The sequence below is a fragment of the Loktanella sp. M215 genome, from assembly GCF_021735925.1.
In the GTDB taxonomy this organism is placed as follows: domain Bacteria; phylum Pseudomonadota; class Alphaproteobacteria; order Rhodobacterales; family Rhodobacteraceae; genus Loktanella.
In genome coordinates this window covers 2,575,355-2,590,373 of the sequence record NZ_WMEA01000001.1, presented here as the reverse complement: position 1 = coordinate 2,590,373, position 15,019 = coordinate 2,575,355, and the positions used below count along the sequence as shown (strand labels likewise).

18 protein-coding genes are annotated in these 15,019 nt (G+C 65.5%); 11 read left to right on the top strand and 7 right to left on the bottom strand.

Translation table 11 applies throughout. The annotated features are described in order from the left end of the window. The first annotated feature begins 23 nt into the window (after positions 1–23). Together eno and GLR48_RS12705 are read left to right on the top strand one after the other, a co-directional pair. Positions 24–1,301 (top strand): phosphopyruvate hydratase, encoded by a 1,278-nt coding sequence (gene eno / locus GLR48_RS12710; RefSeq protein WP_237061977.1) that lies wholly within the window; start codon positions 24–26, stop codon positions 1,299–1,301. Further along, positions 1,301–1,654 carry a hypothetical protein gene (locus tag GLR48_RS12705; RefSeq protein ID WP_237061975.1) on the top strand — a complete coding sequence of 118 codons (354 nt, stop codon included), beginning with the start codon at positions 1,301–1,303 and terminating at the stop codon, positions 1,652–1,654. The genes eno and GLR48_RS12705 overlap by 1 nt, the downstream gene beginning before the upstream one ends. A gap of 140 nt (positions 1,655–1,794) precedes the next feature. Here GLR48_RS12705 and GLR48_RS12700 read toward each other — a convergent pair whose 3' ends face one another. After that, entirely contained in the window at positions 1,795–2,439 is a 645-nt protein-coding gene (locus tag GLR48_RS12700; protein WP_237061973.1) for a PRC-barrel domain-containing protein, read from the bottom strand. 146 nt (positions 2,440–2,585) lie between these two features. On the opposite strand from GLR48_RS12700, the gene GLR48_RS12695 reads away from it, so the two are divergent. Continuing rightward, complete coding sequence (locus GLR48_RS12695) at positions 2,586–3,014, top strand: cupin domain-containing protein (protein WP_237061971.1); 429 nt, start codon at positions 2,586–2,588, stop codon at positions 3,012–3,014. A gap of 30 nt (positions 3,015–3,044) precedes the next feature. Here the strand turns inward: GLR48_RS12695 and GLR48_RS12690 are convergent, their stop codons facing one another. Genes GLR48_RS12690 through GLR48_RS12665 form a run of 6 tightly spaced genes read right to left on the bottom strand, consistent with a single transcriptional unit; the run spans position 3,045 to position 7,654 of the window. Next, positions 3,045–3,227 carry a hypothetical protein gene (locus GLR48_RS12690; RefSeq protein WP_237061969.1) on the bottom strand — a complete coding sequence of 61 codons (183 nt, stop codon included), beginning with the start codon at positions 3,225–3,227 and terminating at the stop codon, positions 3,045–3,047. Next, on the bottom strand, positions 3,205–3,720 hold the full coding sequence (locus tag GLR48_RS12685) for a DUF6505 family protein (RefSeq protein WP_237061967.1): 516 nt from the start codon (positions 3,718–3,720) through the stop codon (positions 3,205–3,207). Before GLR48_RS12685 ends, GLR48_RS12690 begins: the two co-directional genes overlap by 23 nt. Continuing rightward, on the bottom strand, positions 3,717–4,421 hold the full coding sequence (locus tag GLR48_RS12680; protein WP_237061965.1) for a biotin/lipoate--protein ligase family protein: 705 nt from the start codon (positions 4,419–4,421) through the stop codon (positions 3,717–3,719). Before GLR48_RS12680 ends, GLR48_RS12685 begins: the two co-directional genes overlap by 4 nt. Next, complete coding sequence (locus GLR48_RS12675; protein ID WP_237061963.1) at positions 4,418–5,482, bottom strand: Mrp/NBP35 family ATP-binding protein; 1,065 nt, start codon at positions 5,480–5,482, stop codon at positions 4,418–4,420. The genes GLR48_RS12680 and GLR48_RS12675 overlap by 4 nt, the downstream gene beginning before the upstream one ends. Beyond that, positions 5,479–5,694 carry a DUF6494 family protein gene (locus GLR48_RS12670; RefSeq protein WP_237061962.1) on the bottom strand — a complete coding sequence of 72 codons (216 nt, stop codon included), beginning with the start codon at positions 5,692–5,694 and terminating at the stop codon, positions 5,479–5,481. Before GLR48_RS12670 ends, GLR48_RS12675 begins: the two co-directional genes overlap by 4 nt. 10 nt (positions 5,695–5,704) lie before the next feature. Further along, positions 5,705–7,654, bottom strand: a complete 1,950-nt coding sequence (locus GLR48_RS12665) for a 4Fe-4S binding protein (RefSeq protein ID WP_237061961.1) — start codon at positions 7,652–7,654, stop codon at positions 5,705–5,707. A 286-nt stretch (positions 7,655–7,940) separates the two neighbouring features. Between GLR48_RS12665 and GLR48_RS12660 the strand changes: the two genes are divergently transcribed. From GLR48_RS12660 to GLR48_RS12625, 8 genes are all read left to right on the top strand, one after another. Then, positions 7,941–8,525, top strand: a complete 585-nt coding sequence (locus GLR48_RS12660) for a DUF3306 domain-containing protein (protein ID WP_237061960.1) — start codon at positions 7,941–7,943, stop codon at positions 8,523–8,525. Continuing rightward, on the top strand, positions 8,522–9,124 hold the full coding sequence (locus tag GLR48_RS12655) for a TorD/DmsD family molecular chaperone (RefSeq protein ID WP_237061959.1): 603 nt from the start codon (positions 8,522–8,524) through the stop codon (positions 9,122–9,124). Before GLR48_RS12660 ends, GLR48_RS12655 begins: the two co-directional genes overlap by 4 nt. Before the next feature lie 103 nt (positions 9,125–9,227). Then, positions 9,228–10,211 carry a quinone oxidoreductase family protein gene (locus GLR48_RS12650; protein ID WP_237061958.1) on the top strand — a complete coding sequence of 328 codons (984 nt, stop codon included), beginning with the start codon at positions 9,228–9,230 and terminating at the stop codon, positions 10,209–10,211. A gap of 57 nt (positions 10,212–10,268) precedes the next feature. Next, the gene (locus GLR48_RS12645; protein WP_237061957.1) at positions 10,269–11,270 is read left to right on the top strand and encodes a serine hydrolase domain-containing protein; all 1,002 of its coding nucleotides are present in this window, start codon (positions 10,269–10,271) and stop codon (positions 11,268–11,270) included. A gap of 92 nt (positions 11,271–11,362) precedes the next feature. Further along, on the top strand, positions 11,363–12,571 hold the full coding sequence (locus tag GLR48_RS12640) for an NADP-dependent isocitrate dehydrogenase (protein WP_237061956.1): 1,209 nt from the start codon (positions 11,363–11,365) through the stop codon (positions 12,569–12,571). Between the two features lie 109 nt (positions 12,572–12,680). Then, on the top strand, positions 12,681–13,283 hold the full coding sequence (locus GLR48_RS12635; RefSeq protein ID WP_442915842.1) for a YitT family protein: 603 nt from the start codon (positions 12,681–12,683) through the stop codon (positions 13,281–13,283). A 253-nt stretch (positions 13,284–13,536) separates the two neighbouring features. After that, entirely contained in the window at positions 13,537–14,535 is a 999-nt protein-coding gene (locus GLR48_RS12630; protein ID WP_237061952.1) for a hypothetical protein, read from the top strand. A 98-nt stretch (positions 14,536–14,633) separates the two neighbouring features. Next, positions 14,634–14,969: a DMT family transporter gene (locus GLR48_RS12625; RefSeq protein ID WP_237061950.1), complete on the top strand. Its 336-nt coding sequence runs from the start codon at positions 14,634–14,636 to the stop codon at positions 14,967–14,969. Positions 14,970–15,019: the final 50 nt, after the last annotated feature.

The window sequence follows — 15,019 nt, the reverse complement described above, 5'->3', positions numbered from 1 at the left end:
ACATCACCCACCGGAGGCCTCTCATGAGCAGTATCATCGACATCCACGCCCGCGAAATCCTCGACAGCCGTGGCAACCCCACGGTCGAGGTCGACGTGACCCTCGAAGACGGCACCATGGGCCGCGCCGCCGTCCCCTCGGGTGCGTCGACCGGCATGCACGAAGCGCACGAGCGCCGCGACGGGGACAAGTCCCGCTACATGGGCAAGGGCGTGCTGGAAGCGGTCGCCGCCGTGAACGGCGAGATCTTCGAGGCACTGCTGGATTATGACGCCACCGATCAGGTCGGCATCGACATGACGATGATCGAACTGGACGGCACCGACAACAAGGGGCGTCTGGGTGCGAACGCGATCCTCGGCGTGTCGATGGCCGTCGCCAAGGCCGCCGCCGATTTCACCTCGCAGCCGCTGTTCCGCTACATCGGCGGCACATCTGCACGGATGCTGCCGGTGCCGATGATGAACATCATCAATGGCGGCGAACACGCCGATAACCCGATCGATATTCAGGAATTCATGATCATGCCGGTGGCTGCGGACAATATCCGCGAAGCGATCCGCATGGGCTCCGAAGTGTTTCACACGCTGAAGAAAGAACTCTCCGCCGCGGGCCACAACACCGGCATCGGCGACGAGGGCGGCTTTGCCCCCGGCCTGAACTCCACCCGCGAAGCACTTGATTTCATTTTGAAGTCCATCGAAAAGGCAGGCTACACACCCGGCAAGGATATCTACCTCGCCCTCGATTGCGCCTCGACCGAATACTTCAAGGACGGCAAGTACGAGATGAAGGGCGAAGGCGCCTCGTTCACCTCGGACCAGAATGTCGACTACCTTGAAAAGCTAGTGAACGACTATCCCATCATCAGCATCGAAGACGGCATGTCCGAGGACGACTGGGACGGCTGGAAGGCCCTGACCGATCGTCTGGGCGACCGCGTGCAGCTGGTGGGCGACGACCTTTTCGTGACCAACCCAAAGCGTCTGGCCGAAGGCATCAAGCGTGGATCGGCGAATGCCATGCTGGTCAAGGTCAACCAGATCGGCACCCTGACCGAGACGTTGCAGGCCGTCGACATGGCCCACCGCGCGCGGTTCACCAACGTCATGTCGCACCGCTCCGGAGAGACCGAGGACACCACCATCGCCGACCTTGCCGTGGCCACCAACTGCGGCCAGATCAAGACCGGGTCGCTGTCCCGCTCTGACCGCTTGGCCAAGTACAACCAGCTGATCCGGATCGAGGAAATGCTGGGCGAGACGGCCCTTTACGCCGGACGCAGCATCCTGCGGGGCTGATGATCGCCCGGTTCGATACGCCACTTTCGACCCGCCGCAGGTTTCTGCGGCGGGTCTTTACCTATGTCGCCTTCGCGGGCGGCGTGCTGGCGGTCTGCCTCGGCATCGGGATGGCCGGCTATTACTGGATCGTCGGACTAGACTGGATCGACGCCCTTCTCAACGCCAGCATGATCCTGACCGGCATGGGCCCGGTCGACCCGATGCCGGACGACGCGGCCAAGCTCTTTGCCAGCACCTACGCGATCTTTTCCGGTGCAGTCTATCCGGCGATCACCGCGATCCTGCTCTACCCGTTCCTGCACCGCCTGCTGCACATCTTCCATTTCGAGACGCAGGACGACGGGGCCTAACCTGCGGCGGCTCCTTCTTCTGGTCGCAAATACTTCGGGGGTTCGGGGGCTGGCCCCCGGCAGCATCCGCAAAGGGGCGGCACAAACGCAAAAGGGGCGGCTTGCGCCACCCCTTCCGGTCGTCCGATCAGGGCGGGAGATTACTCCCAGAAGCCTTCGTCAACGTCCTGTGCCGCTTCGATGTCCGCTTGGGTCATCTGCGTGACATAGGCGTAGGTGCCATCGTCCAGCGCTGTCAGGCGCACGTTCTCGACGGGCATCATAACCATCTTGTCGCCCAGACCGAGGAAGCCACCGACTTCACCGACGATTGCAACCATCTGGCCGGTCTTGGACAGCACGATGTCCTCGATCGAGCCGATGCGCTCCCAGCCTTCGCCGGTGCCCTGATAGGTCTCGTTGTTGGTCCACATGCTGTTGTCTTCTGCGGCATCCATGCGCCAGACCTGACCACCTGTGATGTCACGGGTGCGGATCAGGTTTTCCGACGTCGTCAGATCGAAGTTCTGCATGTCGTCCACACTGTCCGCTGCGTCTGCCGTTGCATCTGCAGCATTCTCGACAGCATTGCCCGTCGCATCAGCGGCGTTTTCGACAGCGTTGCCGGTTGCATCGGCGGCATTCTCGACAGCGTTGCCAGCGGAATCAGCCGCATTTTCCATGGACTGTTCGGCCTGTTCAGCGTTGGTCGCCGTACCGTCCGCATTCATGTGGCTTTCGGCAAAGACCATCGACCCTGCGAGGGTCAGGGCCACTGCTGCGGTGCTTGTCTTGAGGATATTCATCATCTTCTCCAGTCGTTTCATCTGGCATCACAACGGCAAAGATCAGGCTTGGTTGCATCGCGTCTTGTCCCGATCACGGCTTTTCTGTTCTGCTGCAAGGAAAGCGGAAATTACGACATTGTTATGCCGCAGGAGGGAACCCGCCGATGAAGGCCGCCGATCTGATTGCACACCTGGACCTGTCGCCCCACCCGGAAGGCGGCTGGTATCGCCAGACATGGATCGCAGACAATCCGGGCCGCCCGACCGGTACGGCCATTCTGTTTCTGCTGCTGGCCGGTGAGGTCAGCCACTGGCACCGGGTCGATGCGACCGAAATCTGGTTTCATCACACCGGCGCGCCACTGACCTTGCGGCGGGCCGCAGATGCGGCCGGACCCGCCACGGCAACGGTCTTGGGACCGGATGTGCTCAACGGTCAGACGGCACAGGCCATCGTGCCCGCACACCATTGGCAATCGGCGCAAAGCACGGGGGACTGGTCACTGGTCAGTTGCACCGTATCGCCCGGGTTCGACTTTGCCGGTTTCACTCTCGCGCCGCCCGGCTTTGATATACCGCTTACGTCGGATTGAGGCGTCTTTCCCAGTGAACGGATGGCAGGATCACATCGTCAAAGGGCCAGCCTTGGCCGCCAGACTTTGCAATCGACGCGCATCCGAGGCCGCCGCGCCGATTTTTCGGTGAATAATCGGCCGGGGGGCCAGCCCCCCGTCCTGCGGACTCCCCCCGAAGTATTTTTGACCAGAAGAAGCGGACAGGCGGCTAGTGGTGGTGGTCGTGGTCATGGTCATGGTCATGAGGTGTGTCGTCGGTCACGTGGATCGCGAATTGATCCAGCGCGGCGGCCTGCGGCGGCACGGCGCGAAAACTTTCGCGCACGCCGTTCTCGGTCAGGTCGCGGGTCACCGTCAGAAGCGTATTGATGTCGTGTCCGGCGCACAGATCCGCCATCTGGTGCAACTCTTCCAGCGCGGTGGGCCGGGCGGTCGCCACATCGGGCGCGCCGTAGATCGTCACGAAATGCGCGGCCAAAGCATCAGCGAGGCTGTCCAGCTCGGCCTGCGTGATCGGCGTCACAGCGACAAAACTAGTGCGACCAAAGGTTTCAGCCCCCATCCAGCCGTTGGTGAAGGCCTGACGCGCCTTGCCGACCAGATCGCCCTGCGACCAGTTCGAGAATTCGAACCCGCCCGAAATACACCACTCACCCGTCCGTGCGGGACTGTGGAACACACGGGTGTCGCTGTCATCGAAGTGGATCGCGCGGGCGAGGTTCATGCGGATTCTCTTAAAAGCTGTGTAAGGGGTATCATCTGTGTCCCTGAATCGGTTTTCAACAGCGGGTTCAGGTCCGCATCGGCACCGATCAGCGTACCCGTCTGCCCGGCCGCCGTGCAGATCCCGTTCAGATCGCGCGCCATGGCGGTCCAGCGGGTATGCAGGTCCGCCAGCCCGTCGTGGTGCCAAGTGTCGAGGGAGAGCAGGATCTGCCGCAACCACCCCGCCAGCAGCTCGGCGGGTGAGACGTCAATACAGCCTTCGGCGTGCAGGGTCGTCGTCTCGGGCGTGTGACCGCCGTCAGGTCCGGCGTTGGCCAGATCGAGCGTCAGGCCGATGACCAGCCAGTCCGGTACCGCAGCGGGATCGGCGGTTCCCGCTGCGATCGACAGCGCGCCACACCGGCCGCCGTTTACGACAATCGCACCATCGCAGCCCAGCTGCGGCACCAGCGCAGGCGGGCCGAGGATGCCGAGGGCGGTCTGAAAGGCCACACCGCAGAGGGGCAGCATCGCCACGCTTTGCCGCAACGGCAGGTCAGGCGCAAAGACGACGGCCACACGCAGCCGGTCGTCGGCCAGATCATGGATGACCAGACCGGCCTCGGTCCCGTCAGCGGCTGCGGTGCAGGCCAGCGGCCAGGGATCGGCGCCGGCGCTGGTGTAGTCCGTGAACAGCGGCGGGACGACGTCGTCGGTCATGCAAGGTCAGCGTCGATCAGGTGGCGGGCAACGGCGCGGAAACCGGCGGCCTGGGGGCTGTCGGGATCGGTCACGACGATCGGTGCGCCGCCGTCGGCCGCGAGCCTGATCGACAGGTGCAGCGGGATCTCTGCCAGCAGAGGCACGCCCAGCTTCTCGGCCTCGCGCGCCACGCCGCCGTGGCCGAAGACGTGTTCCTCGTGACCGCAGTTGGAACAGATGTGCGTGCTCATGTTTTCGATCATGCCAAGGATGGGGACGTGCAACTGCTGAAACATGTCGATCCCCTTGCGGGCATCCAGCAGCGCCACGTCCTGCGGGGTCGACACGATGATCGCACCATCGACGCGCGCCTTCTGCGCCAGCGTCATCTGCACGTCGCCGGTGCCGGGCGGCAGGTCGACGATCAGCACGTCGAGCGTCCCCCATTGCACCTGATTCATCATCTGCTGCAGCGCGCCCATCAGCATCGGACCGCGCCAGACGACGGCCTGATCCTCGTTCGTCATCAGGCCGATCGACATCATCGTGACGCCGAAGTTGCGCAGCGGCAGGATCGTCTTGCCGTCGGGGCTGGCGGGGCGACCAGACACGCCGAGCATCCGCGGCTGGCTGGGGCCGTAGACGTCCGCATCCAGCAGACCGACCCGGCGCCCGGCCGCTGCAAGCGCGCAGGCGAGGTTGGAGGCCACCGTCGATTTGCCCACACCGCCCTTGCCGGAGGCGACGGCGATGATCCGGGCGATGCCCGGGATCGGCTGCGGACCTGTGGGGGCCGCCCGCTGCGGCTTCAGGTCGGGCGGTGCTGCGGGCGAGGTGTGGGCAGTCATGACGACCGTGACCTTGGTGACGCCATCCAGCGCGCCGACCAGACGTTCCGCCTCGGCCTGCACGGGTGCGAAATCGGCGGCGCGGCTGGGCGCGATTTCCAGCACGAAACGCACCGTGCCGCCGTCAACCGTCAGCGCCTTGACTGCACCGGAGGCGGGCAGCGGACCGTTCGTGACCGGATCGGTGATCCCGTTCAGGACGGCCAGAACGGCGTCGCGTGTCACGCTCATGCTGGTTGGTCGCCTGCGTCCATGCCGTCGATCCGGCCCGTCACGACGTGTTCAAGGTCCAACCCGTCGACGGTCAGCACCACGCGCGCCTCGAAGCTCTGGCCTGCGGTATCGCCTTTTTCGCGCATCGCGGCCTCGATCGCCTGCTGGCTGGTCACGCCGACCTGCTTGAGGAACTTGCGCATGGACATGTTGAAGGTGTCGTCGGTCATGGAACTCTCCTTAGTTGTCGCGGCGTTTCGCCGGGTAGTCGGCGCTGGTGCGCGGCCGAGGCCGCGGCGCACCGCCAAAGGGGTTGTCGTCAGAATGGTACTGCGCGGCAACCCGGCAGTCGTCGCACATCTGGATCATCCGCAGGGCGGCCGGATTGCTGAACATGGCGTGTCCGGTCAGCTTGGCGGTGATGTTTTCGATCGTGGACTTTACGCCGAAGAGCTCGCCACAGGACACGCAGGCAAAGGGTTCTTCCTCGTGCATCACTTTCTGGCGGAAGGCATCCGGCGTCAGGTTCAGGCGCGGTTCCAGCGTGATCGCGTCCTCGGGGCAGATGTTGGCGCAGAGGCCGCATTGCAGGCAGGCATCCTCCTGAAATCGCAGCTGTGGCAGGTCGGGGTTGTCGCCCAGCGCGCCGGAGGGGCAGAGTGACACGCAGGCGAGGCAGAGCGTGCAGGCGTCGGTGTCGACGTGGACGGCGCCGTAGGGGGCGTCGGTGGGCAGATCAATGACCGCGGCCTGCGGCTGCAGGGTCCGCGCGGCAAGGCGCGTGATCTGGCGGCGGGTGCCGATCTGCAGCGTCGGCGTCTTCACCACCGGCCCGGCAGTCGTGTCATACAGATGATCCGACAGCGCGTCGGGGTCGGTCATGTCCAGCAGCACCATCGCCTCGCGTCCGGCGATGGCGTTGGCCAAGGCCGCCTCGCGCACCGGGGCCTCGGTTTCCGTCCGGGGCGACAACAGCACGGCCACATCGGCAAAGCCCGTGCCCAGGGCGGCAACCGCCTCGGCGTGACCGAAGGCCGCCAGCGCCGCGACTTCCAGCGGGATCACGTCCGCCGGCAGGCCGCGACCGAAGCGGGCGGCGAGGCGGATCATCTCTGCACCGTGATCGGCGTCATGGACCAGCAGGCGCGGTGCGGTGCCGCCGGCCTTGCGGTAGGTCGCGGCGAGCGTGGTCAGGCGGGTGAATACCGCCTCGACCGGGGGCGCATCGAAGCTGATGGCGCCCGACGGGCAGACGGCCGAACAGGCACCGCAACCTGCGCAGATCAACGGATCGACGGTGACGTGATCGCCGTCGGGGCTGATGGCGCCGGTCGGGCACAGGTCGAGGCAATTGGTGCAGGCCACCTGCTCTGCCCGTGAATGCGCGCAAAGAGACTGCTCAAGGCGCACGTAAAGCGGTTTTTCGAATGTGCCGATCATCTGGCTAGCGGCCAGCACGGCGGCGGCCACGGCAGGCTGGCTGTCGGGATCGGCGCGCAGATAGCCGTCACGCTTGGCATCGGCGGCAAACAGCGGACCCGCGCCGCGCAGATCGAGGATCAGGTCGCACTCGGACGCGGCCCCATCCTGCGGCGCGGTCATCGCGACATCGCCCCGGCCACCGGGAACTTGCTGGCGCAGGGCGTCCATCCGCGTCTGGAATTGGCCCAGCGATCCGGTGGCCTGCAACAGCGTGCCGGTCACCGTGTCAAAGCCGGGATGGCGCTCGACCTCCCATCCGGTGGGCATCAGCAGCGTGACGCCAAGGATGTCGGACAGTGCCACTGCCGCATCGACAGCCACCGCGTTGCGACCCAGAATCAGGCAGGTCCCGGCAGAGGTCACGTCAAGCGACCGCACCGGCGGCACCGGCAGCATCGCCTCGGCCAACAAGGCAGCCTGCTTTGGCGCAGCGTCCGCGTCGTCGGTCCAGCCGGCGCGGTCACGGATGTCGACAAACGCCGGCACCTCGGCCCCGATCTCGGCCGCGAGGGCTGTGAAATGCGGTGCTTCCTGCGCGCAGGCGATGACGACATCGCCTTGCGCCATGGCGGCAGAGGCCGCATCGCTTTGCCGGTCACACAGGCTGTCGAAGGCACGCGAACAGGCCAGTCCCGTCGCAGCCGTCAAGGCCGGGCCATCGACGCGCTGGCTGCCAAGGCAGTTGCAGATCAAGACCGATTTTGACATTTGGGATGCTCCGCTGCGTGCAGGCCCCTGTTCATCACCAAAAGCGCCGGAGGTAAACCGCAAACCTGCGTGATCTGGACCGGGTGCGGGGGAACCCTGCGGTCGGGCGGCGGAGTTTGCCCTTGGCGGCGCGGGCGCTTTGCGCCATGTTGTGCGCTGTTCCATCCCCTGCCCCGGACCTGATCGGAGGGTTCCCCTTGCGTCCTTTCCCATCCCTGCATCCGGTGTCACCCCAGCCCGCCCGGCGTTGTGGCGACATCGAGACATCCCGTCGGCAGGGCCGCCCATGACGGACCAGCCGTCCTTTTTCGCGCGCCGCCGTGCCGGACTGAAGGCCGAGCGCGATGCGCAGACCGCACCGGTCGCAGCAGAACCGGACGCCAGTGTCGACGCGACCGATCCGGACCTGCCGGCGCTGTCCGACGCGGAAACACTGGCGGCGCTGGACCTGCCGGACCCCGACACCTTGCAACGCGAGGATGATTTCGCGGCCTTCATGGTGCGCGCCGTGCCGCAGCACCTGCGCAACCGCGCCCTGCGCAGCCTGTGGCGGTCCGACACGATATTGGCCTGCGTGGACGGGCTGAACGACTACGATCTGGATTACCGCGCCGCCTCGGCCGGCCAAGGTGTGATCCAGACCGCCTACCGCGTCGGGCGCGGATTGCTGTCCGATCCGGTCACCACACCGCCAGCCGCCCCCACGCCCGTGGCAGAGGCGGTTGCAGAACCCATCGAGATGGCACAGGCGGAACCCGAGGCCGACAGCCCGCCTGCCGCAGACCTGCCCGAGGTGGCAGCACCTGCGTCCGAGGACTCCACACCCCTTCCCCCGCGCCGCATGCGCTTTCAATTCGGAGACAGCACATGACTGCCGCCCCTGCCCCCGCGATCGACGCCGAAGATCGCTTGCGTGCCGATCTTTACGACTATCTCGCCGTTCTGCTGACGGCGCCACCCGATCAGGCCCTGCTGGACCGCACCGCCGGGCTGACCGGGGATGCCTCGCGGCTGGGGCAAGCCATTGAACAGCTGGCGCAGGCCGCCCGCGGCACCACGCCGCAGGCGGTGACCCGCGAATTCAATGCGCTGTTCATCGGTGTCGGGCGTGGCGAACTGCTGCCCTACGCCAGCTACTACCTGACCGGTTTCCTGAACGACAAGCCACTGGCGCGGCTGCGCGGCGACATGGCGAAGCTGGGGATCGCGCGGTCCGAACGGACCTCCGATCCGGAGGACAATATCGCCTCGCTGCTGGAAATGATGGCCGGGTTGATCATTGGTCGGTTCGGCCAGTCTGCCGGGGCCGACGTGCAGCAGGACTTCTTCGACAAGCACATCGGCCCCTGGGCCGACCGCTTTATGACGGACCTCACGCAGGCCGAGGCGGCGGACGTCTATACAGCCATCGGCGCGCTTGGCCTCGCCTTTCTGGAGATCGAGCGCGAGGCATTCCGGCTGACGTCCTGACGCGTTACCCCCTGTCCGTCATGATCGATCCCTGTGGCCCCTTGCCATTGACGCACAAACGACCACCATCATCGCAACGCAAGACTGCCCGAAAGGCCCATACATGACCGAAACAGCCCGCACCGTCATCATCCGCGACACCGGCGGCCCCGACGTGTTCCAGATCGAGGATCGTCCGGTCGGCGAACCGGGCCGCGGCGAGGTCCGCATCGCGCACAAGGCCTGTGGCCTGAACTACATCGACGTCTACCACCGCAGCGGCGTCTATCCGCTTGATCTGCCGCACGGCATCGGCATGGAAGCCGCCGGCGTGATCGAGGCCGTGGGCGAAGGTGTCACGCACCTCAAGGTGGGCGACCGCGCCGCCTATGCCTCCAACCCGCCGGGCGCCTACTGCGCGGCGCGCGTGATGCCCGCGGCGCAGGTCTGCCCCCTGCCCGACGCCATTAGCTTCGAGGAAGGGGCGGCCATGATGCTGCAAGGCATGACGGTCGAATACCTGTTTCACCGCACGGTGCCGCTGAAGGCCGGCGACACGGTCCTGATGCACGCCGCCGCCGGCGGTGTCGGCCTGATTGCCTGCCAGTGGGCGAAAAGCGAAGGCATCACTCTGATCGGCACCGCTGGCAGCGATGCCAAGTGCCAGCTGGCGCTGGATCACGGCGCCACCCACATGATCAATTACGCCGACGAGGATTTCGTCGGCCGTGTGCGCGAGCTGACCAATGGGCGCGGCGTCGACGTGGTGATGGATGCGGTGGGCAAGGATACCTTCGAAGGCTCGCTCGACTGTCTGCGGCCCGTCGGCATGATGATCAGCTTCGGCAATGCCTCTGGTGTCGTGCCGCCGGTCGATCTGGGGATGCTGGGCAAGAAGGGGTCGCTGCAGATCACCCGCCCGACCCTGTTCAGCCACATCGCGGACCACGAGGTCTGCCAAGAGATGGCCCAGCATCTGTTCGACAAGGTCGCAAGCGGTGCCGTCAAGATCAACATCGGTCAGACCTATCCGCTGGAAAAGGTCGCCCAGGCGCACCGCGACCTCGAAGCGCGCAAGACGACGGGATCGACGATCCTGACGCTCTGACGCGGGTGTGATGGGGTGGTGAGTGGCGCTGCGCCACCGCCGCCCCATCTGTCCTGCATGACACATCTGACACGCCGCCTTTTCATCGCCAGCACGCTGGCCGCCACCGCAACCCACCTGCCGGCGCAGACCGCAGGCTGGGACGCCGTCGCCGACCGGGCGCAGCGCCTCGACCAGTTGCACAGCCTGATCGTCGCGCGGAACGGTGCGCCCGTCATTGCCATGGCGCCGCGCGGGCCGGGGCTGGACCGGTTGGCGAACGTCAAGTCCGTCTCCAAGACCATCGTGGCGACCCTGACCGGGATCGCGATCGACCGGGGCGAGATCGCCCTCGACAGCACGTTGTCTGACGTCGCGCCACGGCTGGTTCCGGCCGGTGCAGATCCGCGCGTCGCCGACCTGACCGTGCAGGATCTGGTCACCATGCGCGCCGGGCTGGAGAGGACATCAGGTGCGGGCTACGGCGGCTGGGTCAGCAGCGGCAACTGGGTGGCCAACGCCCTGTCGCGGCCGATGGTGGCGGACCCGGGCGGCCGGATGCTCTATTCCACAGGATCCATCCACGTGCTGGGCGCCGTGCTGTCCACCGTGGCGGACGCCAGCCTGCTGGACCTCGCGCGCGCGCGTCTGGGGCGTCCGCTGGGCATCGACATTCCGCCGTGGACACGCGATCCGCAGGGCCGCTATCTGGGCGGCAACGAGATGGCGCTGACGCCCAATGCCATGCTGCGCTTTGCCGAGATGATCCGGCAGGGCGGCGTCTGGAACGGCACCCGCGTCGTCAGCCGCGTCTGGATCGCCGCCTCCTTCGCGCCACAGACCCGCTCGCCCTACTCGGGTCTGTCCTATGGCTATGGCTGGTTTCTGGGCCGCGCCCAAGGGCAGGACTATGCGCTGGCGCGCGGCTACGGCGGGCAGATCATCTGCATCGTGCCAGACCTTGCGACCAGCATCGTCATCACCTCTGACCCGACCCTGCCCGCGCGCAGCGACGGCTATTTCGGCGTCCTGACCGACCTGATCGAGCAGGCGATCATCCCGACAGCCCTGTCTGCCTGATATAAGTGCGGTATACACAGGTATACCGCCTTCCCGCGCGTCGGAATATCCGCTAGGACGTCTGCAATCGCAACGTGCCAACCGGAGACACCATGTCCAAGATCAAGGTAGCCAACCCGATCGTCGAACTCGACGGCGACGAAATGACCCGCATCATCTGGGATTTCATCAAGCAGAAGCTGATCCTGCCCTATCTGGACGTGGATCTGCTGTACTACGATCTGAGCATGGAGGAGCGTGACCGCACCGACGACCAGATCACCATCGACGCAGCCCACAAGATCGCCGAAGTCGGCGTCGGCGTGAAATGCGCCACGATCACCCCCGACGAAGCGCGGGTCGAGGAATTCGGCCTCAAGAAGATGTGGCGCAGCCCGAACGGCACGATCCGCAACATCCTTGGCGGCGTCATCTTCCGCGAGCCGATCATCTGCAAGAACGTGCCGCGCCTTGTGCCCGGCTGGACCCAGCCGATCATCGTCGGCCGTCACGCATTCGGCGACCAGTACAAAGCCACCGATTTCCGTTTCCCCGGTAAAGGCAAGCTGACGATCAAGTTCGTCGGCGACGACGGCGAGACGATCGAACACGAGGTGTTCCAGTCCCCTTCCGCCGGTGTGGCGATGGCGATGTACAACCTCGACGACAGCATCCGCGACTTCGCGCGTGCCTCGATGAACTACGGCCTCAAGCGCGGCTACCCGGTCTATCTTTCGACCAAGAACACGATCCTCAAGGCCTACGACGGCCGGTTCAAGGACATCTTCCAGGAGATCTTTGACGCCGAGTTCGAGGACAAGTTCAAGGCCGCCGGCATCACCTACGAGCACCGCCTGATCGATGACATGGTCGCTGCGTCCATGAAGTGGTCCGGTGGCTACGTCTGGGCCTGCAAGAACTACGACGGCGACGTGCAGTCGGACACCGTCGCACAGGGCTTCGGCTCGCTCGGCCTGATGACCTCGCAGCTGATGACGCCCGATGGCAAGATCGTGGAAGCCGAGGCCGCCCACGGCACCGTCACCCGCCACTATCGCCAGCACCAAGCGGGCAAGGCGACCTCGACGAACTCCATCGCGTCGATCTTTGCCTGGACCGGCGGCATCAAGCACCGCGCCAAGCTGGACGACAACGCAGAGCTGATGCGCTTTGCCGAGACGCTGGAAAAGGTCGTCGTGGACACGGTCGAATCCGGCCAGATGACCAAGGACCTCGCCCTGCTGGTCGGTCCCGACCAGAAGTGGCTGACCACCGAAGGCTTCCTCGACGCCGTCGATCAGAACCTGCAAAAAGCGATGTAAGCCTGATTTTCGGGCAAAAGTCCGAAAATCGAACCCGTCGAAGGCCGTCCCCAGCGGGGGCGGCCTTTCTCGTCTGGACAGGTCATCAATGCTGTCCTATCGCACGGACATGAGCCCGAGCAACAAGCACAGCCTTCTCGAAGATATCCAGGGCATGGCCCTTGGCGTGTTCCTCTGCGCACTCGGGCTGACAATCCTGACATCGGTCGGCCTGATCACGGGTCAGACCGCCGGGCTGGCGGTCATCATCGCCTATCTGACCGGATGGTCCTTTGGCGTCGTGTTCTTCGTCATCAACCTGCCGTTCTACGCGCTGGCCTGGCGCAGGCTGGGGCCGGTGTTCACGATCAAATCGCTGATCTCGGTCACGTTGCTGTCGGTCCTCAGCACCCTGATTCCGCGCGGCATGACCTTTGCTACGCTGAACCCTGCGCTGGCGGCGATCACCTTCGGGTCCGTGACGGGCCTAGGTCTGCTGGCGCTGTTCCGCCACAACGGCAGCCTTGGCGGATTGGGGGTCGTGGCACTGCTGGTACAGGACACAACGCGGTTCAAGGCGGGCTACGTGCAACTGTCGGTCGATGCTGTGATCTTCACCGTCGCGTTCTTCCTGTTTCCGGCCAACATCGTGATGTGGTCGCTGCTGGGTGCCCTCGTCCTGAACCTGATCATCACCTTCAACCACCGGCGCGACCGCTACATCGCCACCTGATCCAGATCAGGAATTCGCAACCTTCCGGCGGAAGCCGCGCAATCGGCACCCTGCGACGGAACAACGCACCCCCTGCGCCGTTCGTCTTCACCAAACCGGCGCACCTCGCGCACGGTCAGAATGAAGGACGTATCCAAATGGGCGGTATCATCTATCTCGTGGGCCTCGTTGTCGTGGTTTTGGCGGTCTTGTCGCTGCTCGGTCTGGGCTGAACCGAATCGATATCAGCACAACCGCATCAAAAGGGAACACCATGAACACACCCACCACCGCGACCGCCACCGACGGATCCTACGTCGACTGGCCTGCCATCTTCGCGGGCACCGTTGTCGCCGTCGCCATCGGCCTGCTGCTGACCACTTTCGGCGCGGCCTTGGGCCTGTCCAGCATCACGCTTGACGGCAGCGACACTTCCTCGACCTTCGAGCTGATCCTGACCGCCCTCTGGCTGGTCCTGACGCTGATCGCCGCCTACCTCGCCGGCGGTTACATTGCGGGTCGCATGCGCCGCCGCGTCGAATCCGCAACCAAGGACGAAGTCACCACCCGCGACGGCATCAACGGCCTTGTCGTCTGGGGCCTCGGCACGATCATCTCTGCCCTCCTGCTGTCGAACGCGGTCAGCTTTGCGGCCAGCACGGCAGGGTCCGTTGCGGCCGGCGCCGGTCAGGCCGCAGGCGCTGTCGTGCAGACGGCCGGGTCCGCCGTCAGCGGCGTGGCGTCAGGCGTGGCCAATGCCGCCGGGGCCGCACTGCCCGATCAAGCCAGGACTGACCCGACCGAATATCTGTCCAATCAGTTGCTGCGGCCCGCGCAGGTCGATCCGAACGCAGCAGATCCCGCACAGGTGGCCCAACAGACGGCCAGCATCGTCGCCAACGTCTATCGCACGGGCGAGGTCAGCGACGCCGACCGCGCCTATCTGGCCAGCGCCGTCTCCGCGCGTACCGACATGACCCAGCCAGAGGCGCAGGCCCGCGTCGATCAGGTCGTGACGGATGCCCAGGCCGCCCGCCAGCAGGCCGCCGATGCGGTGCAGGCCGCGAAGGACGAGGCACAGAAATTGGCCGATGACGCCAAGGCCACGGCCGTCGAGGCCGCCCGCAGCGCACGCAACGCAGGTATCCTGACCGCGTTTGCACTGGCCGCAGCGGCCCTGATCGCCGGTGTTGCCGCCTTTGCGGGTGCTGTCCACGGTGGACGCGACCGGGACGCAGGCCGCACCTTCCGCGGTCTGCACTACCACGGCTAAGCCAGGGACAGGCTTGCCACACGCGCCCCGGTTGCTCTTGCTGCCGGGGCGTCGTCGTCCGGATTGACAAGACGCACGCCATCGGTGATCCCGACACCATGCCGTTCCATTACATCGCCCTCGTCATCGCGATCATAGCCGAAACTATCGGCACGACTGCGCTGCAGGCCAGCCACCAGTTCACCCGTCCCCTGCCCGCCGCGATCTGCGTCGTGACCTATGCCGCGTCGTTCTATTTCATGGCGCTGGCGCTGAAGGTCATGCCCGTCGGCATCGTCTACGCGATCTGGTCCGGCCTTGGCATCGTGCTGATCGCGGGTATCGGATTCGTCGTCTTCGGCCAGCGGCTGGACCGCGCCGCCGTGCTCGGCCTCGCGCTGATCATCGCGGGGATCGTCGTGATCCAGCTCTTCTCGGACACCACGCCGCACTAAGGGACTAGCCTTTGCTGCGTTTGCACTGTATGCGCGCGACAACTCCGCAC